Source organism: Bacillus sp. FSL K6-1005, from assembly GCF_038000225.1.
Taxonomy (GTDB): Bacteria; Bacillota; Bacilli; order Bacillales; family Bacillaceae; genus Bacillus; species Bacillus mojavensis.
Genome location: NZ_JBBOBP010000001.1, coordinates 2,890,134 through 2,909,084, shown reverse-complemented (window position 1 = coordinate 2,909,084; position 18,951 = coordinate 2,890,134). Strand labels below are relative to the sequence as shown.

The following is an 18,951-nucleotide window of genomic DNA, read 5'->3' as shown; positions in this document are numbered from 1 at the left end:
TTGTAGATGGAAGAGGCCGTTTTTCGTCTGTCAGCAAGCGATGAAATACATGGAGGGGAAGGGGGGAAAGCCTCAACTTTTCTGCATCTGTTGTCAGGCAAATGTCTCCTGCGTACAGCGTATATGCGGGAACAAAAGGCGCGGTTGAGCAATTCGCCCGTCAGCTAGCCAAAGAATTAGCCGGAAACAAATCACCATTAATGCGGTTGCACAAGGGCCAGAGAACACCGAGCTGTTTCATGAGGCAAAACCGAGCAGCAGCTAGAAGGACCGAACAAGTCGACTGCATTGGCGAACCGGAGGATATCGCAAATGTGATTGACTTTTTGGTGAGCGAAAAATCCCAATGGATCACAGGCCAGACGATCCGTGTGCATGGCGGATTTATCTAAAATGAAAAAGCTCCCAAGAGTCATTCTTGGGAGCTTTGTATTATTTCCATTCTGCAATGGTATCAATCGGCAGACGGTAGGATGCGTATCCTTCGTCCGCAGCTTTTCCGATAGAAAGAAGCATAACAGGCACATAACGCTCTTTGTCTAATCCGAAGGCTTCCGCGATGTTTTCTTTATCGTAGCCGCCGATCGGGTTTGTGTCATAGCCATGCGCGCGTGCAGTCAGCATAAGCTGCATAGAAACAAGGCCGCCGTCAATCAGGATCGTTTCACGGTTTACCTGTGCAGGAAGCTTTTCAAAATGAGCAGTCAGGGCAGCGATTTGTCTGTCTTTTACCTCCTGCGGCATGTAACCGAGCTCAACGGCTTTTGAATAAATGTCTTCTAAATAGTCTGCATTGTTCATGTCTGCAAAAACAGCGATGACGGCAGATGAAGTTGTGACCTGTGTTTGGTTAAAGCTTGCTAGCGGCGCGAGCTTCTCTTTTCCTTCCGGGCTGTCGATGACGAGAAAACGCCATGGCTGCGCGTTGACAGAGGATGGTGCAGTTGTAGCTTCCTCTAGGATTTCTGTCATTTCTTCTTTGCTGATTTTCACTGTCGGATCATAATTGCGAATGGAACGGCGTCCTTTCATAATCTCCATAAAATCGTTTGTTTTAATCATGTTGATACACTCCTTTTAAGCTTCGATATTATCTATGTTGTTTCGCATGCGCCCAAGCACATCAATAAGCACGCGGCGCTCTTCAGCACTTACATTAGCGAGCATTTCTTTCATGAAACGCTCCTTTTCTTTCTTAGAAGACTCGATTCGTTTTCTTCCTTGATCTGTTAACCGCACAAGGGTAATCCGATTGTCTTCGGGCTTGCGCCGTCTTGATACCATGCCTTTTGCTTCAAGCTGTTTTAGGTGTCTTGTGACGGCCGCGCTATCGATATTGACTTTCTTTTGAAGGTCGCTTTGACTAATCTCATCCGCATGATAAAGCAATGTCAGCAATTCCAAACGAGATTGGCTGATGCCCGTGCATGCCTCGAACTTCACGCCAATCACTTTGTTCACGCCTTGCAGCTGATATAAAATCTCGGCTTCCTCAGAACAAAATGATGCCAAAACCCATCCCTTCTTTCTTGTCAAAAAAATAATTGATATATCAATGATTGACACGTCAATTAATATACAACGATTGATTTCAATTTGCAAGCCTTTTGCACATTTGAAAAACCTCCCAACATATAAGTTGGGAGGTTCTTGTTATCCTTGCGGCTCAGGATAAAACATCAGCAGAAAAAAGCTGGCCGTTTCCTGTGATGAATTGATGTAGCTGTGCGGTGTGGATCCCGTAAACTGCAAGGCGTCTCCGGAAACAAGCGTATGCTTCTGGTCCTGCAGATTGACGGTTAACTCGCCCTCTTTAATTAAAATGTATTCTTCTCCTAAATGTGTTTTTGCTTCATGTATGCACCCCGGTTTTAGATCGACAACATAAATTTCAAACTTTGTTTCAGGATTGTAGGGAAAAAAGGGGTAAACGATGTAGTTTTCTTCATTATCCGTAACAGGTTCAATATCTTTGAGATTAATTTTTCTTACTTTCGGCTTGTCTTCTTTCAGAAAAACAGAAAAAGATACTTGCAGCCCATTTGCGATCTTCCAGAGAGTGGTGACAGTCGGGGTCGATTTTTCTTTCTCAATTTGTCCGAGCATCGCTTTGCTGACGCCTGTTAACTCAGAAACTTGATCAAGAGTCAGGTTTCTGCTTTTTCTGAGTTTGGCAAGATTCTTTGCGATAATGGCTTGGATATCATCCATACATGTATCTCCTTACGTCATATTCGCTTTATTATAGCACATTAAAATCAGCTCTTATATACTGTTGTAAGCTATAACGTATATGTGTATAATATGTTAGACTAGGAGGGGAACAGAATGATATCAGAGAAGGAACTAACTCATGCCCAAACATGCGAGCCATCGTTCATACAAGGGTTTAAAGATTGTGTCCCTACGCTAATCGGCTATATCAGTATAGGTTTGGCTGCCGGTATCGTGGGGATTGCCTCGCATTTAAGTGTCCTTGAAATTACACTGTTGTCAGGTTTGGTTTTTGCAGGCGGCGCCCAGTTCATTATCTGTGCTTTGTTAGCAGCAAACAGTCCGATGTCCGCTATTATCCTGACAACATTTATTGTGAATTTACGAAATTTTCTATTAAGTGCTGCGCTTGCTCCTCATTTTTCAAAGTATTCGCTAGTGAAAAATGTGGGGATCGGCATGATGGTGACAGATGAGTCCTTTGGTGTTGCTTCAAATAAGATTGTAAAAAAAGAACCGATTAGTGATCGATGGATGTTCGGTTTAAATCTCACTGCATATGCGTGCTGGGTGCTTTCTTGTGTGGCAGGTGCAGTCTTTGGTAAATGGATTACCGATCCGGAAATGTTCGGACTCGACTTTGCGGTGACGGCTATGTTTTTAGCACTGCTGATTTTGCAGATGGAACATGTTGTGCCTGCGAAGGTTAAACACTATGTATCTCTCATCATTTATATGGTGATTGCGATGATTATTTTCTCTTTCATTATGCCGTCTCATCTCGCTGTCATCATGTCAACGATCATCGTAGCGACAATCGGGGTGGTGACAGATAAATGAGCATAAATGCATACATCCTGACGGTGATTATCGGCTGCGCGCTGGTCACAATGATTCCCCGCGTGGTTCCATTTTTAGTTGTCCGGAATATTTCCTTGCCGGAGCCTGTGCTGAAATGGCTCTCCTATGTGCCGGTTTGTATATTGACGGCACTTGTTGTGAAGGATTGCATGATTCAATCCAATGATTCTCTTACATTGAATTGGCAGGTAACTGTTGTATTGGTTCCTACTCTATTGATTGCATTGAAAACAAAAAGTTTATCTATGACAGTTATCAGCGGTGTTGTTCTTATGGCCGGCTTGCGCTTATGGGTATAAAACAGCTGTTTACATTTACATTAAAACCACGATATCAGGGGGAAGCAGACCCTGGTATTTTTTGTGTCTATGATTCAATCTTTAAGCGGCTTTCACTAGCTGAAAGTTATGGTACAATATACAAATGTTTTACAGCTTCAATCAATTGTTGGAGTGACATCTATTGAAAATAAATACTAGATTAAAGGGAAGGTTTTGATAGAATGCTGCAAAATCCAACTGGAAAAGAGCGTTTGGCATTGGCGTTTCTGCTCGGCATGCTTGCTATATTGGGCCCGCTTAATATAGATATGTATTTGCCTAGTTTTCCTGACATTGCCGATGATTTATCGGCCAGTGCCTCGCTTGTACAGTTAAGTTTAACAGCCTGTCTGATCGGGCTTACCATAGGTCAAGTGATTGTCGGGCCGGTCAGTGATGCGCAGGGAAGACGGAAACCGCTATTAATCTGTATTTTCTTATTTGCGTTATCTTCTCTGTTCTGTGCGCTTTCACCAAACATTACAACACTGGTGGCAGCCCGTTTTTTACAGGGGATTACGGCCTCTGCGGGACTTGTGCTGTCTCGGGCAATCGTGCGGGATGTGTTTACAGGGAGAGAGCTTTCTAAATTTTTCTCACTGTTAATGGTGATTACTGCAGTCGCGCCAATGATTGCGCCAATGACAGGCGGTGCTCTTTTATTGCTGCCGTTTGCAACGTGGCATACGATTTTTCACTTTTTAACGATCATCGGATTTGTACTTGTACTGATTATTGCGCTGAAGTTAAAAGAAACATTGCCGCCGGAAAAGCGGATTCCAAGCTCAATCGGAACATCTGTCAGAACGATGGGGAGCCTGCTGAAGGATCGTTCTTTTATGGGCTACGCGTTAACTGTCGGATTTATTCACGGAGGAAGCTTTGCTTATGTATCCGGTACGCCTTTTGTGTACCAGGATATTTATGGGGTGTCGCCGCAGGTGTTTAGTATTTTATTCGGCATAAACGGCTTGGCGATTATTACGGGAAGCTTTATGATCGGGCGCTTTGGCGGAATCATTCATGAAAAAAGCCTGCTCCGCATGGCGGTCATTACAGCTATGATTGCGACTGCTGTGCTATTAACGATGACGATGATTCACGGCCCTCTCGCTGCATTGGTCATCTCTATTTTTGTCTATATGATTACGATCGGCATGGTTCTGACGAGCACGTTTACGCTGGCCATGGAAAAACAGGGGCACCGCGCCGGAAGTGCAAGTGCGCTGCTGGGAATGCTCCCGCTGCTCCTTGGCTCCATCGTTTCGCCGCTTGTGGGCATTGATGAGACGACAGCTGTTCCGATGGGAGCGATCATGTTTGTTACAGCAGTTATCGGTTCGCTCGCCTTTTTTAGATTAACAAAGGAGAGCGTGAAACAAAATTAATCAAAAAAACCTGACGGCATGTCAGGTTTTTTTTGATCTCATTAAAATAGCAAAAGCAGGCCGGCGATGGCCGGAGTCAAAAAGATTGCGGATTTCAAGACGGCCTTTGGCATGAGATTGGTGAATTTCGCGCCAACATACGCACCGCACATGGTTCCGATCAAGACTTTGACCAGCAATACGTAATCAACAAATCCTTCCGAGATATACCCTATGCCTCCGCCTACAGCAAGAGGGATAATGACAAGCATCGTCGTTCCGACAGAATGACGGATGGACAGGTTCAGCATAATCATTAAACCGATCTGGATAAAAGGAGCAGAACCGATGCCGAATGTGCCGGAAAGTATGCCTGATACGATTCCTAAAATCACGGCTTTTGTATACATTGATACATTGCTTTGATTCACTTGAGATTTTTCTTTTAAGATAAATAACCTGATTAGAATAAGAATCGCTGATAAAAATAACATTCCCGCTGTCAAATAATGAAGCAAATCGGCCGGAATAAAAGATGTCAGCTTTGCCCCGAAAAATGATCCAACGGCAGCGAAGCATCCGACCGTTAAACCGATTTTCAATTGGATGTTGCCTTCCCGGTAATGGCTGTAGGCCCCTGATAAGCTGGTGAAAGCCATACCGGCGAGGGAAGTGCCTAAAGCCGTATGAATCGGAATATGAAAAACCAGGGTTAAAAGAGCGATAACAAAGCCGGCACCCCCGGCACCAATAAAGCCTAAAATGATTCCAAGAAGAAACATAACAAGAATAATGAGCATAGCTTTTCCTCCATTGTATACTGAGCTGTAAATGTAATGATCTAGTGATTGTAGCTGAGGTGAACTGTTCGGTAGCACATGAGAGGATCATCTCATTGGTTGACAGTAGTCCGTCGACCGTCGTTTAGCAAAAATATCGTACCGCAAATTTTGGGATTTGACAAGGCAGTTTGTTGCTTCCCTTTATTATCTGTTATATGATTTTGATGAAGAACAGACCCCTGAATCTATTCAAAAGAGGTATTATGTATATGGATGAATTTAAATTAGACAAGCCGACTCCTTATTACCTGCAATTTTATTTCCAGCTGAAAAAAATGATTTTTAACGGAACTTTTAAGCCGGGGGAACGGATCAATGAAACACAGCTGGCTAAAAGTTTCGGCGTCAGCCGCTCTCCGATACGGGAAGCTATGCGGCTGCTTGAAAAAGACGGCTTGTTACGGGCAGATGACCGGAATGGATTTTCAATCGCTTCTTTAACAGCTAAAGATGTAGACGAAATTTATAAAATCAGAATTCCTCTCGAGCTGCTTGCTGTCGAATTGGTAATAGACAAAGCGAATGACGAAGAGCTTCAAACGCTTGAAACACAGCTTGAAGAAACAGAAAACGCGATTCGTAACGGAGCGGAAGAAACTGAAATGATCAGCTTAAACCAAAAGTTTCATCAGCTGCTTGTCGATTTTAGCCATAACAGACATTTGAAAAATTTGCTTGAGCATGTTAATGATCTGATTCACTTTTGCAGAATCCTTAATTATAAAGGGGACAACCGCCCTGAAACGATCCTGCGTGAACACCGCAGCATATTTGAAGAAGTCAAAAAGAGAAACAAAGAAGCAGCCAAAGAATATATGATGGCTCATTTCAATCATGACTCAGAACATTTGAAACGTGTGCTTGAAGAAGGAAAAGAAAATTAAATGACATGTACGGATACCAAGGAAGAGTCCTTGGTATTTTTTATTGCTCTCATCCACTTAATAAATCGCAAATCATATATAAGGAAGCCCATTAATAAGATTCTATGATGATTGACTAACGAATAATGGGGGTTAGACATGTTTATCCATATCGTCCGGCCGGGTGATTCTTTGTTTTCCATAGGCAGAAGATACGGTGCTTCTGTTGATCAAATACGGGGTGTGAATGGGTTAGAAGAAACGAATATTGTGCCGGGGCAGGCTCTGCTTATCCCTCTTTATGTATATACAGTACAGCCGGGCGACACGCTCACAGCTATTGCGGCAAAAGCGTTTGTTCCAGCAGAACGGCTAAGAGCCGCCAATCCCGCTATAAACCCAAATGCCTTGCAAGCAGGAATGAGACTAACGATCCCTAATATCTCAAACTATATTGCGGGAACGTTAAGCTTTTATGTGCTCCGTAATCCGGATCTTGATCGCGATTTAATCAATGATTACGCACCATATTCGTCTTCGATTTCCATTTTCGAATACCATATTGCGCCTAATGGCGACATTGCAAACCAATTGAATGACGCAGCCGCTATTGAAACCACATGGAGAAGACGAGTGACGCCGCTTGCAACAATAACAAATTTAACCTCAGCAGGCTTCAGCACGGAACTCGTACGCCAAGTGTTAAACAATCCAACTGCGAGAACCAATTTGGTTAACAATATTTATAACTTGGTATCCACAAGGGGATATGGCGGCGTGATGATCGATTTTGAAAAAGTGAGCGCCGCAGATCGGGATCTGTTCACAGGATTTTTGCGTCAGCTCAGAGATCGTCTGCAGCCGGGTGGCTATGTGCTGACCATAGCTGTTCCGGCAAAAACAAGTGATGATATTTCATGGCTGAGGGGCTATGATTACGGAGGGATCGGAGCGGTTGTCAATTATATGTTTATTATGGCGTATGACTGGCATCATGCGGGAAGCGAGCCGGGGCCTGTTGCGCCGATTACTGAAATAAGAAGAACAATTGAATTTGCGATTGCCCAGGTGCCGCGGAGAAAAATCATCATCGGTGTCCCGCTCTACGGCTACAATTGGATCATCCCTTATCAGCCGGGAACAGTGGCTTCAGCTATTTCAAATCAAAAATCAATTGAAACAGCGATGAGGTACCAAGCACCCATTCAATATTCAAACGAATATCAATCGCCATTTTTTCGCTACAGAGATGAGCAGGGACGGACGCATGAAGTATGGTTTGAAGATGTCAGGAGCATGAGCCAAAAGATGCTGATCGTCCGAGAATATGGATTACAAGCCATTGGCGCCTGGCAGTTAACACTCGGATTCACACCAGCTCCGTGGCTTCTGCGTAAATTTTTTACGATCAGAAAAGTGTAAGGGCACCGAACACGGTGTCTTTTTAGTGATGTTTTAAGCTGCTTTGTGCAGCTCTGAGTTCCGGATAGATTGTCATTTCACTGACGCTGGCGATATCTTTTATCGTAACAGATTGAAAGCCATAAAACCGTATCAGCCTAAAGTGGCAGAATAATTCGTGCATTTGTCACTTGCATGGCGTCGGTCTCCCCAATTATGATCGATAGTGATAACTATCATCAGTCTAATCAGGCACAAATTGCATATCGTCTTATGAAAGCTTACGGAATACGAGTGAGAGGAAGTTGTCAGAATGAAAAAAGTATTGATCCTAAATTTTCCTGCAGAAGGCCACGTAAATCCTACATTAGGCATTACGAAAGCCTTTGCCAATCGGGGATATGATGTCCACTATATCTCCACTGAAAGGTATAAAGAAAGATTAGAAGCGGTAGGAGCGACTGTCCACCTTCATCAGGATTTGCTGAGGACAGTTCCCGTTCGTACAGGTTCCCCTGACGGTATTCTCTCCTTCTTAAAAATTCATATAAAGACATCTCTGGCCATATTAAATATCGTGAAAGAACTGTCAAAAAGCATTCAGTTTGATTTTGTTTATTATGATAAATTCGGTGCGGGAGAGCTGGTCAGAGATTATCTCAACATCCCGGGCATCTCTTCATCTGCTTCCTTTTTATTCGATGAAGAGCATTTGAAGATATTGCCTCTGCATCCGGATTCAGAAGTGCCTTTACAATTGGATAAAGAGTGTGAAGATCTATTATTAGAGATGAAACAAAATTACGGTGTATCACCTGAAAATATGGTTCAATTCATGAATAATAAAGGTGGCCTAAATGTAGTGTACACAAGCCGATATTTTCAGCCGGAAAGCCATCGTTTCGGCAATGAGTTTCTATTTATCGGTCCAAGCTTTCCAAAGAGAGCGGAAAAAACTGATTTCCCGATTGAGAAATTGAAAGGTGAGAAAGTTATCTATATTTCAATGGGGACGGTATTAGACGAAACTGAGGAGTTTTTCAACTTATGTATAGATGCTTTTTCTGATGTCAGGGGCAAGGTCGTGATAGCTGCGGGAGAAAAAGCTGATCTGACAAGATTAAAGCAAGCGCCGGAAAACTTTATCATTGCTTCATATGTGCCTCAATTGGAAGTGCTGGAACAATCAGATGTTTTCATCACTCATGGGGGAATGAACAGTGTAAATGAAGGCATTCACTTTAATGTTCCTTTGGTTGTAATGCCGCACGATAAGGACCAGCCAATGGTGGCCCAGCGGCTGACTGAATTACAAGCCGGTTATACAGTATCTAAAGACCATGTAACCGCGCAGTCTTTAAAACATGCAGTGGAAGAAGTGTTGAATAACGACCGATACAAGGAAGGGATTCAAAAAATCAATCAAAGCTTTCAGGGTTGCATGAATATGGAAGAGGTAATGGAGCAGATCGATCAATTTATAGATCAGAGAAAATAAACAGCAAAAATAAGAAAAAGAGTGAGATTTATATGTTCTCACTCTTTTTTCATTTAGGGTCTTGCTGGCATTACGGAAATAACCGAAGTCAATTTGCGGATCAACGGTTTTGTCAAGAGGATTATAGATGTAAGGGTTCATTTTCTGAGGGCGATGGCAGCAGGAGAAATACTTTCGTATTCATTCACACTCAACGTCATTTTTCATATTATGAATAAGTGTATGGAAAATACAGTTATAAAAGGATGTGAATAGAAAATATGTCTCGAAAACCGTCACATAGATGCCCTTACTGTGGATCCAACTCTTCAAGCCCCAGTTGTAGAGTAGGCCCTAAAAAAAATCCTGAGCCTAAACATTCATGTATGTGCTGCTGTTGTGTAAGGGGAGCAAGAGGGCCGCAGGGACCACGCGGATTACGCGGTATACCAGGCAGTATTGGAGCCACCGGACCACCAGGACCACCAGGACCACCAGGGCTGCCCGGAGTTACGGGAGCCACCGGACCACCAGGGCTGGCTGGAGCTACGGGAGCCACCGGACCACCAGGACTGGCCGGAGCTACGGGAGCCACCGGACCACCAGGACCACCAGGGCTGCCCGGAGTTACGGGAGCCACCGGACCACCAGGACCACCAGGGCTGCCCGGAGTTACGGGAGCCACCGGAGCAACCGGTGACGCCGGACCAGCCGGAGCAACCGGAGCGACGGGAGCCACAGGAGCGACGGGAGCCACGGGAGCCACAGGAGCGACGGGAGCCACGGGAGCCACAGGAGACGCCGGACCAGCCGGAGCCACAGGAGCGACGGGAGCCACAGGAGCGACGGGAGCCACGGGAGCCACAGGAGACGCCGGACCAGCCGGAGCGACGGGAGCCACAGGAGCGACGGGAGCCACGGGAGCCACAGGAGACGCCGGACCAGCCGGAGCAACGGGAGCCACAGGAGACGCCGGACCAGCCGGAGCGACGGGAGCCACAGGAGCAACCGGTGACGTCGGACCAGCCGGAGCGACGGGAGCCACGGGAGCCACAGGAGACGCCGGACCAACCGGAGCCACAGGAGCGACGGGAGCCACAGGAGCAACGGGAGCCACAGGAGCTACCGGCACAGGAGCAGCTGGGTTATCCGAATACGGGTATATTTATAACTTTAGTGCTCAAACAGTAGCTATAGAGGCTGATGTCATTTTTGATTCAACAGGGATAACCACCCCTGGAATTACACATGCCCCCGGGACTTCTCAAATTGCAATTACCACTCCGGGAGACTATGAGGTCACTTTTTCTGTTTCGGGAGTAGAGCCTAACCAATTTACATTATTTTTAAATGGTGCACCGATTACGAATACAGTCTACGGTTCAGGTGCAGGTACTCAGCAAAACAACGGCCAGGCTATTATAGCCATAGCAGCCGGCGATGTCCTCACTCTTCGAAATCATACGTCCGCTGCCGCAGTGACTCTGCAGACTTTGGCAGGAGGGACACAAACTAACGTAAACGCTTCAATTGTAATTAAAAAATTAGATTAACAATTAGCACTGTGTCATGGACAAACAAAAGTACTCTATTGATCTTACTAGTACTTAATCGTTCAACAGTGCTTTTTTTGACCTGATTTAAGTTGACCATACAAACGCTCCAGTTTCTTTTTACCTCAGGTGTATGCGGAAAAGAGACAAAATACGAATTTCATAGCTCACTGAACGACTTTTATCACTATAGGAAAGAAAAAGAAGTTCGATTTACTCTATCTTTTTTAGTGATAACTGGATATCAAATGGGCATACAAGGTGACAGCTTAACTTCACCAATAAAAAAACCTTCCGTGTTGGAAGGCAATCGTTAAAATTCAATTTTGATCTTTTGAGAATCACTGATTTTCTTATGGTTTTGGTCAAAAACGTCACTTGTTGTGATTTCAATCCACTTGATCTCTTTTTTCTTCTTATCAGCTGATGGTTCATCGTGAGCATGGCCGCTTGCTGCGTTTACAATAAAGCCGAGATTGCCGGATTTTTCGGCGCCGGCTTCTAATTCACCATTCAACTCTTCTAGGTAAATATCTTTGTTCCAATCAAAGGTTTCTCCTGTATTTGTTTTCATCAATGCAACCGGGGCAAAATTCACTTTCTCGGAAGATGTGTTCTTGATATCAACGAAAACTTTAACGAAATCAAACTCTTCATCGTGTGTTAATACATGAAAATAATCAATCATGCTGTAATCCGGACGTAAGTGGATCAGCTTCATTTCTTTTATTGTTAACTCTACGTTTCCAATCTTATAAGTTTGATTGACTTGTTTGATATCTTTTAAGACGGCTTCTCCTTTGTCATCAGAAAACGTTTGATTGACCTTCAGCAATGACCGGTCATCTGTTACCTGTGCATTAGGCTGATACTCATCTATACTGTCTTTTTGAGACGAAGTGCTTTGCGGTGTGGCTTTTGCTGTTTGCTCTCCGGCTGTATTTTGTTTTTCAGAATTGACGTTTGAGGAACAGCCCGCAAGTATGACGATAAAAAATAAGATCGATAGAGTCTTTTTCATCATAAGTCCTCCATTAAAAAGAGAGCCCGTTCCTTATACAAGCAACGGGACACCTTGTATTCTCTTACTTATCTTTAATTTTAATGTTGTATTGTAAAGCGTCGAAAACATTTTTGGCAATTTCGGTATTATCGATTTGGCCGGAAAACTTCTCACTGGACGGTCCGTACGCATAGACAGGAACATCCTCGCCGGTATGTCCGCCTGTTGTCCATCCTGTGTGGGAGCGTTTGTTGAAAATCTCCTCAATCGCATTATCAATATCAAGGACTTCCTTCGATTTTGCCGCGTTTTCAACAGATTGAATTTCAGATGCAGTTAAAGCTAATTTCTTTTGGTCAATATACGTTTTTAAAGTTTTTTCAACATCTGCGCCGTCGGCAATTTTTTCTGCCATAAAGTCAGGTGTACGCTTTGCTGCTTTAATTGGTTCACTGAACCAGTTGTAAATGCCGTCCGCACCGATGGAGTATCCGCCGGTTGAATGGTCAGCCGTTGCAACAACCAAAGTATGCTTGTCTTTTTTGGCGAAATCAATTGCCGCCTTGTAGGCTTGTTCGAAATCTTCCATCTCACTCATGGCGCCGACAATATCATTGTCATGCCCGGCCCAGTCAATCTGGCTTCCTTCAACCATGAGGAAGAAACCGTCTTTGTCCTTGCTTAATTTTTTGAGGGCTGTGTTTGTCATGTCTTTTAATGAAGGAATATCCTTCGTGCGGTCGATCTTTTTAGGCAGGCCGCCGTCAGCGAATAGGCCGAGAACTTGGCTGTCCTTGTTTTTCAGCATGTCCTTGCGGTTATCCACATAGCTGTATCCCGCTTTTTTGAATTCCTTTACCAAATTACGGTCCTTGCGGTCAAAATTGCTTTTTCCACCGCCTAGAAGGACATCAATTTTGTGCTTGCCGTTCACCATTTCATCAAAATAGTCGTTTGCAATAGAATTCATATTTTTCCGGCTGTGATCATGCGAGCCGAAAGAAGCCGGAGTGGCGTGTGTAATTTCTGAAGTGGCGACAAGCCCGGTTGATTTTCCTTTTTCTTTTGCTGCTTCAAGAACTGTTTTGACCTCTGAACCATCATTATCCACAGCAATTGCATTATTATATGTTTTAATCCCAGCTGACATAGCCGTTGCGGCGGAAGCAGAATCCGTTACATTTTGTTCAGGGTCTTCAGGATAAGTGGTCTGCTGTCCGACAAGGTATTGGTCAAAAGCCGTAGGCTCTACAACCTTTGTCTTTTTATTATCTTTTAAGTAACGGTGAGCGGACGTATAAGACACACCCATCCCATCACCGATCAAGACGATGACATTCTTAATTTCGTTTTGATTCCCCTTTTTCTTTTCCTGGGCGCTGGCTTCAGGCACGCTGCCGCTGACTAGGCTGCTGAACGCAATAGATGATAACACCGCAATAGGCAGCAGCTTCTTCGGGAATTTTTTCAACTGAATAACCTCCTAAAAATATGATCCTCAATGACAAACTCATTATATTTTTAAAGTGTTAAGCTAGTATTAATCGTTTTTAAAGATTGAATTTACAAGATGACAAGGAAATGAAAAGGCAGTGCCGAAAGTAAATATGATGTGCAAATCTGACCGGCTAGTGATTATGTATGTGACTAGAAGATGTCAATCAATCCCTTGATATAGAACTCAAAAAGAAATCGAGTTTGCTAGAGGTAATATTTCTTACTGAGTGGATATTAAAGGAAAACATGTGACCGGCAATGCACCCGAAGAAGAGAATAGATGTTGAGGTGACAGGATGGAAATAAACGATGTGCTATACGGCAGGCATCAAATAGACGGAGTACTGGAAGAACTCATAAAAAGCGCACCCGTACAAAGATTAAAAGGGGTTTATCAAGGCGGCGCCAGCTTTTTAGTCAATCCAAAGTGGAATGTGACCCGGTATGAGCACTCCATTGGCGTTATGCTTCTAATCAAAAGGCTGGGGGGAACCATAGAAGAGCAGATCGCCGGTCTTCTCCACGATGTGTCGCACACAGCATTTTCTCATGTAATTGATTTTGTATTTAAAAATGAAGCGGAAGATTATCATGAAAACATTTTTCAACAAGTCATTGACCAATCCGAGATCCCGGGAATTCTAAAAAAACATGGTTATGATGCTGACGATCTTTTATTAAATGATACAAGATGGACACTGCTCGAACAGCCCGCACCGGAGCTGTGTGCTGATCGCATCGACTACACCCTGCGTGACATGTATCAATATAGACAGATCACGCTGCGCGAAGCTGAAATCTTTTTGGATCATCTCGTTGTGAGAAACGGAAGGGTGTTTCCAAATGGTATTGAAACAGCTGAATGGTTTGTGCGCGTGTATTACAAGGAAGTGATTGATTTCTTTATGAACCCAGTGAATGTATATGGGTATGAATACTTAGCGCAAACACTGAAGGCTGCGCTGAAGCACAATGTCATCGCCGCCGAAGATTTGCTGAAAACAGACCAAGAGGTACTAGGCATTCTGCATTCATCAGAAAATGACGAAGTACTGAGACTGCTTGAAAAAATACATCCTCACATATTAGTAAAAGAGGATGACATTCATTATGATTTTCATCGAAAAACGAAAATGCGTCTCATCGACCCTTCTATTTTCTTTCATAATGAATGGATCACATCCTCATCAGTATCTGAACATATCAGAAAAATGGGAGAGGCCGCTTATCGGAAAGCCAAAAAAGGAGTGTATGTCAAAGTAATCGAAAACTAACCGAAGCCGCGCAACCGCGGCTTTTATCCAGCGCGTTTTATTCTGCGGATCATGGGGAATAGGACAAACAGCAGCATATGTTATGAGAATATTAGCGCATTTACATACCTTTCGGGGGTATCGTATTATTGAAAAGATCATGTATGACAGGCAGATGTGAAGGTTCACACCAAAAAATGAAGCAAAGGAGAATGAACATGAAGATTTCGAAAAAGGCACTTGGAATTTTACTGCTGTCTCTTATTTTTGTTTTATCAGCATGCGGCAATAGCGATAGCAAAAAAGAAAGCACTCATGACAGTCATTCGGACTCCGGCTCACACGAAGAAATGGATCATTCCGGATCTGCTGAAGTTCCAGAGGGATTAACGGAATCGACACATCCTAAATATAAAATAGGCAGCCAGGTCATCATCAATGCTTCTCATATGAAAGGGATGAAGGGCGCCGAAGCAACAGTTACAGGCGCATACGATACAACGGCATATGTTGTTTCTTACACACCGACAACCGGAGGGCAGCGAGTTGATCATCACAAATGGGTGATCCAAGAAGAGATAAAAGATGCAGGAGATAAACCCCTCAATCCCGGAGATCAGGTACTCTTAGAGGCCTCTCACATGAAAGGCATGAAGGGAGCAACTGCTGAAATCGACTCTGCAGAAAAAACAACGGTATACATGGTGGACTATACATCGACAACAAGCGGAGAAAAAGTAAAAAATCATAAGTGGGTAACTGAAGACGAGCTTTCAGCTAAATAATAAAAAAATCCTCCCTTTACAAGGAGGATTTTTTTACGGTATGAACAGGTCTTGTTAAAGAAAATAAAGCAAACAGAACGGCGATCACAACAATCGATCCTCCGCACCAAGCTGTTGACACAACAGTCCCCGTCTGATCCAATACAACACCGCCAATGGCTGAACCAAGGGCGATCCCAATCTGCAGCGCAGACGTATTAAAGCTTTGCTGAATGTCAGACGTGTCGGGTGCAATCTCAATTAAGTAGCTTTGCTGTGCGGGAGCCAGACTCCAGCTCAGCAATCCCCAAATGACCATAACAGGCAAAAAGAAAATCATAGACGACGTTGACAGCGGCAATAAGAACATAATGATGGCGAAGGAACCGGTCACCAGCAAGATGCTCTTAAAGGAACCGAGCCGGTCAGAAAGCGCTCCTCCAAAAGGACCTCCGCACACGGCAGATATTCCAAATAGGAAATAACAAATGCTGACCCAAAAAGAGCTTAGATGGAGAGTCGTCTCTAAAAACGGGGCAAAATAAGCATATAAAGTGTAGTGCCCCGCTAATGTAAACATCGTCACAAGGTGCGAGCTGGCGATTTTAGCATTGGCGATTGTTTTCATCTGATCCCGGAATGGAATCATTTTCTCCGTCGGTATCTTCTCAAAAAAGATCGAAATAATCAGCATAGAGATAAGCGCCAGAAGTCCGATGCCAAGGAACAAAATGCGCCATCCGAAGGAATTGCTGATCAATATGCCAAGCGGCACACCTAATGCGATGGCAGAACTGAATCCCATAAAAATGATGCCAATTGCGCGGGCTCTGTATTCAGGCGCCACAATTTTCGGCGCAATCGTCAAGGAAAGCACAACAATCAGCCCTGTGCTCATCGCCGCCAATACCCTTGATACCATCAGCATCGCAAAATTAGGGCTGAAGTAGGCGACAAGGTTACTCAAAAAGAAAACAAATAACGCAATTAAATATAAACGCTTCCGTTCAACCTTCGCGGTCAATGCCAAAAGCAGCGGCCCTGAAACAGCATATCCCAGCGCAAACACACTGATCAGCTGTCCGGCCGAAACAATGGAAATGTGTAAATCATTTGCGATTTGAGGAAGAATCCCACCCACAATTAACTCAACCAATCCAACTGCAATCGTAGAAGCTGCAAGCAGAAAAACTTTAAAATTCATAACAAACTCCTTTACTTCAATTTTTTAACAAATAAAAAAATCCTGATTACAAAAAAAGTGATAAACAATTTTTGTAATCAGGATTTTACGGTTCCTGGTAGACACCCTCAATCCATATCATTGAGGTTATACAAGTAAAAATAGCTATTTAATTGATTTAGTTTCCGAGGATGAGTTTAACATATTGTGAGCGAATCTTCCATAGAAAAATTTGATAAATAGTTGAACGAAAATAATATGAATATATTTATTGTATAAAAGTATAGACATTTAAAATTAATTGACTATAATTAATTTTGTAAGCGTTTTAATACAAGGGGAGGGACATCCATTGAAGAAAATTTTACTTGCGTGCAGTTCGGGAATGTCCACCAGTTTGCTGGTGACAAAAATGAAAGAATACGCGCAATCCATTGGAGAGGAAGCGGAGATCTGGGCAGTCGGCCAGGATAAAGCGAAAGAAGATATGCAAAAGGCAGACGCGGTTTTAATCGGCCCGCAAATGAGCTTTCTGAAAAGCGAACTGCAAAAAGCAGCCGACCAATACAACATTCGGGTTGAGGTCATTGACATGATGGCTTACGGAATGGCAGATGGCAAAAAAGCATATGAACAGGCTTTGTCATTAATGGGGCAACAATGATGGAGCACATAAAAATTGCCGACTTAACAGACGAACAAATCAGCTTTCAGCTTATTCTCCACAGCGGCAATGCCCGCAGCTGTATCATTCAATCACTGCGCGCCTACAAGGAAGGAAACAGGGGGGAGGCAGATGCCCTTATTGCCCAGGCTGAGGATGCTCTATCTGCAGCCCATGACATTCACTTTCAAATGATACAGAAAGAATCAAGCGGCGAGGCAGCCAATTTCTCATTGCTGCTTATGCACGCGGAAGATCACCTGATGTCAACATTGACCATGAAAGAATTGGTAAAAGAGCTGCTTGGCATCTTTAAAACAAAGAATCTATAAAAATCGGGGTGGATAGGGTGTTCGAGAAAATCAGCCAATTCCTTGTTCCAATTGCAGGGAGGTTAAATAATAACCGTTATTTGCAGGTATTGCGCGATGCGTTTATGCTGGCCTTCCCGCTTACGATATTCGGGTCCATTTTTGTGGTATTAACGAACCTGCCGTTTTTAAATAAAATCATGAATGCTTCAATGCTCACATCGTTTCAGTCCAATTTTGGCATTGCGTCTACGGCGACCATGGGGATTATGTCTGTCTTCGTCGTGTTCGGTATAGGCTATTATCTCTCAAAAAGCTATCAGGTCGAAGCTGTGTTTGGCGGTGCGATCGCTTTGGTTTCCTTTTTCCTGCTGACGCCTTTTATTGTTCAGCCGGAAACAGGAGATGCCATAACCGGCGTCATTCCGGTAGACCGCCTCGGTGCCAAAGGAATGTTTCTGGGAATGATCACGGCATTTCTTTCTGGTGAAATCTACAGAAGAATCGTTCAAAAAAACCTGACGATCAAAATGCCTGCCGGGGTTCCGCCGGCTGTAGCAAAATCATTTGCCGCACTTATTCCGGCTTTTATCACATTGACTGTGTTTTTGCTGATTAACGTTGTGGTCACCCAGCTTTTCAAAACCAATATGCATGATGTCATTTATCATGCGATTCAGGCTCCGCTTGTCGGACTTGGAAGCGGTATCATACCGACGCTGATTGCTGTATTTTTTATTCAAATTCTTTGGTTTTTCGGATTGCATGGGCAAATCATTATCAACTCTGTGATGGACCCGATTTGGAATACACTTCAGGTGGAAAACCTGTCAGCCTACACAGCGGGGAAAGAAGTGCCGCACATCATCTCGAAACCGTTTATGGAGATTTATACAGTGGGGATGGGCGGAACCGGAATGACGCTGGCGATTGTGTTTACGATTCTCATATTTATGAAAAGCAGGCAGATGAAGCAAGTGTCAAAGCTCGGCCTTGCTCCAGGGATTTTTAACGTAAACGAACCGATTATCTTCGGGCTGCCGATTGTGATGAATCCGATCATCCTTGTGCCTTGGGTTTTGGCGCCGATGGTTGTCACACTCGTCACCTATCTGGCCATGTCCGCAGGGCTTGTTCCGCCTCCAACAGGTGTCACGGTACCATGGACGGTTCCGCTATTTATTAATGGCATCATGGCGACAAACTCAATCATGGGCGGCGTGATGCAGCTTGTCAATCTGATGATTGTCTTTGTGATATGGTTCCCGTTCCTGAAAGCGATGGATAAATTACATTTGGTAAAAGAAAAGGAACAGGCTGTTCAGGAAACAGCACAGCAAAATGATAACAGCATCAAAATGTGACATAAGGAGAGAGA

The 18,951-nt window shown here is 43.8% G+C and carries 19 protein-coding genes, 1 pseudogene and 1 riboswitch; of the genes and pseudogenes, 13 read left to right on the top strand and 7 right to left on the bottom strand.

Features of this window, described 5'->3' with window-relative positions:
- The first annotated feature begins 101 nt into the window (after positions 1-101).
- Entirely contained in the window at positions 102-392 is a 291-nt protein-coding gene (locus NST16_RS15070; RefSeq protein ID WP_340887354.1) for an SDR family oxidoreductase, read from the top strand.
- A gap of 40 nt (positions 393-432) precedes the next feature.
- On the opposite strand, the gene NST16_RS15065 is transcribed toward NST16_RS15070, so the two are convergent.
- The 3 genes and pseudogenes from NST16_RS15065 to NST16_RS15055 form a co-directional block, all read right to left on the bottom strand.
- Positions 433-1,062: a nitroreductase family protein gene (locus tag NST16_RS15065; RefSeq protein ID WP_229150107.1), complete on the bottom strand. Its 630-nt coding sequence runs from the start codon at positions 1,060-1,062 to the stop codon at positions 433-435.
- 15 nt (positions 1,063-1,077) lie between these two features.
- Positions 1,078-1,571 (bottom strand): annotated as a pseudogene (locus NST16_RS15060) (MarR family transcriptional regulator).
- Positions 1,572-1,653: 82 nt separating this feature from the next.
- Complete coding sequence (locus tag NST16_RS15055) at positions 1,654-2,211, bottom strand: helix-turn-helix domain-containing protein (protein WP_010333178.1); 558 nt, start codon at positions 2,209-2,211, stop codon at positions 1,654-1,656.
- 117 nt (positions 2,212-2,328) lie between these two features.
- Here NST16_RS15055 and NST16_RS15050 point away from each other — a divergent pair, with 117 nt between their 5' ends.
- The 3 genes from NST16_RS15050 (at position 2,329) to NST16_RS15040 (ending at position 4,783) form a co-directional block, all read left to right on the top strand.
- Positions 2,329-3,054 carry an AzlC family ABC transporter permease gene (locus NST16_RS15050; RefSeq protein ID WP_168747056.1) on the top strand — a complete coding sequence of 242 codons (726 nt, stop codon included), beginning with the start codon at positions 2,329-2,331 and terminating at the stop codon, positions 3,052-3,054.
- Complete coding sequence (locus NST16_RS15045; protein ID WP_286058975.1) at positions 3,051-3,374, top strand: AzlD domain-containing protein; 324 nt, start codon at positions 3,051-3,053, stop codon at positions 3,372-3,374. The genes NST16_RS15050 and NST16_RS15045 overlap by 4 nt, the downstream gene beginning before the upstream one ends.
- Before the next feature lie 203 nt (positions 3,375-3,577).
- Positions 3,578-4,783: a Bcr/CflA family efflux MFS transporter gene (locus NST16_RS15040; protein ID WP_010333181.1), complete on the top strand. Its 1,206-nt coding sequence runs from the start codon at positions 3,578-3,580 to the stop codon at positions 4,781-4,783.
- 41 nt (positions 4,784-4,824) lie between these two features.
- Here NST16_RS15040 and NST16_RS15035 read toward each other — a convergent pair whose 3' ends face one another.
- Entirely contained in the window at positions 4,825-5,562 is a 738-nt protein-coding gene (locus NST16_RS15035) for a sulfite exporter TauE/SafE family protein (protein WP_340887352.1), read from the bottom strand.
- A gap of 251 nt (positions 5,563-5,813) precedes the next feature.
- Between NST16_RS15035 and NST16_RS15030 the strand changes: the two genes are divergently transcribed.
- From NST16_RS15030 to NST16_RS15015, 4 genes are all read left to right on the top strand, one after another.
- Complete coding sequence (locus tag NST16_RS15030; protein ID WP_339179887.1) at positions 5,814-6,488, top strand: GntR family transcriptional regulator; 675 nt, start codon at positions 5,814-5,816, stop codon at positions 6,486-6,488.
- Between the two features lie 138 nt (positions 6,489-6,626).
- Positions 6,627-7,889, top strand: coding sequence for a glycoside hydrolase family 18 protein (locus NST16_RS15025; protein WP_268471644.1), 1,263 nt, complete (start codon positions 6,627-6,629; stop codon positions 7,887-7,889).
- 292 nt (positions 7,890-8,181) lie between these two features.
- Complete coding sequence (locus tag NST16_RS15020; protein WP_340887349.1) at positions 8,182-9,366, top strand: macrolide family glycosyltransferase; 1,185 nt, start codon at positions 8,182-8,184, stop codon at positions 9,364-9,366.
- 365 nt (positions 9,367-9,731) lie between these two features.
- A complete protein-coding gene (locus NST16_RS15015; RefSeq protein WP_340887348.1) occupies positions 9,732-10,898 on the top strand; it encodes a collagen-like protein in 1,167 nt (388 codons plus the stop codon).
- Positions 10,899-11,211: 313 nt separating this feature from the next.
- On the opposite strand, the gene NST16_RS15010 is transcribed toward NST16_RS15015, so the two are convergent.
- The gene (locus NST16_RS15010) at positions 11,212-11,919 is read right to left on the bottom strand and encodes a DUF4352 domain-containing protein (RefSeq protein ID WP_339182058.1); all 708 of its coding nucleotides are present in this window, start codon (positions 11,917-11,919) and stop codon (positions 11,212-11,214) included.
- A 64-nt stretch (positions 11,920-11,983) separates the two neighbouring features.
- Positions 11,984-13,372 (bottom strand): alkaline phosphatase PhoB, encoded by a 1,389-nt coding sequence (phoB, locus tag NST16_RS15005; RefSeq protein ID WP_168747064.1) that lies wholly within the window; start codon positions 13,370-13,372, stop codon positions 11,984-11,986.
- 322 nt (positions 13,373-13,694) lie between these two features.
- Here phoB and NST16_RS15000 point away from each other — a divergent pair, with 322 nt between their 5' ends.
- The gene (locus NST16_RS15000; protein ID WP_340887345.1) at positions 13,695-14,672 is read left to right on the top strand and encodes an HD domain-containing protein; all 978 of its coding nucleotides are present in this window, start codon (positions 13,695-13,697) and stop codon (positions 14,670-14,672) included.
- A gap of 143 nt (positions 14,673-14,815) precedes the next feature.
- Positions 14,816-15,436, top strand: coding sequence for a YdhK family protein (locus NST16_RS14995; RefSeq protein ID WP_168749393.1), 621 nt, complete (start codon positions 14,816-14,818; stop codon positions 15,434-15,436).
- Positions 15,437-15,452: 16 nt separating this feature from the next.
- On the opposite strand, the gene pbuE is transcribed toward NST16_RS14995, so the two are convergent.
- Positions 15,453-16,619 (bottom strand): purine transporter PbuE, encoded by a 1,167-nt coding sequence (gene pbuE, locus NST16_RS14990; protein ID WP_168747066.1) that lies wholly within the window; start codon positions 16,617-16,619, stop codon positions 15,453-15,455.
- 54 nt (positions 16,620-16,673) lie between these two features.
- Positions 16,674-16,773, bottom strand: a riboswitch (purine riboswitch).
- A gap of 177 nt (positions 16,774-16,950) precedes the next feature.
- On the opposite strand from pbuE, the gene NST16_RS14985 reads away from it, so the two are divergent.
- Genes NST16_RS14985 through celB form a run of 3 tightly spaced genes read left to right on the top strand, consistent with a single transcriptional unit; the run spans position 16,951 to position 18,937 of the window.
- Entirely contained in the window at positions 16,951-17,262 is a 312-nt protein-coding gene (locus NST16_RS14985; protein ID WP_168747067.1) for a PTS sugar transporter subunit IIB, read from the top strand.
- The gene (locus NST16_RS14980; RefSeq protein ID WP_010333194.1) at positions 17,262-17,594 is read left to right on the top strand and encodes a PTS lactose/cellobiose transporter subunit IIA; all 333 of its coding nucleotides are present in this window, start codon (positions 17,262-17,264) and stop codon (positions 17,592-17,594) included. Before NST16_RS14985 ends, NST16_RS14980 begins: the two co-directional genes overlap by 1 nt.
- Positions 17,595-17,611: 17 nt before the next feature.
- A complete protein-coding gene (gene celB, locus NST16_RS14975; protein WP_340887342.1) occupies positions 17,612-18,937 on the top strand; it encodes a PTS cellobiose transporter subunit IIC in 1,326 nt (441 codons plus the stop codon).
- Positions 18,938-18,951: the final 14 nt, after the last annotated feature.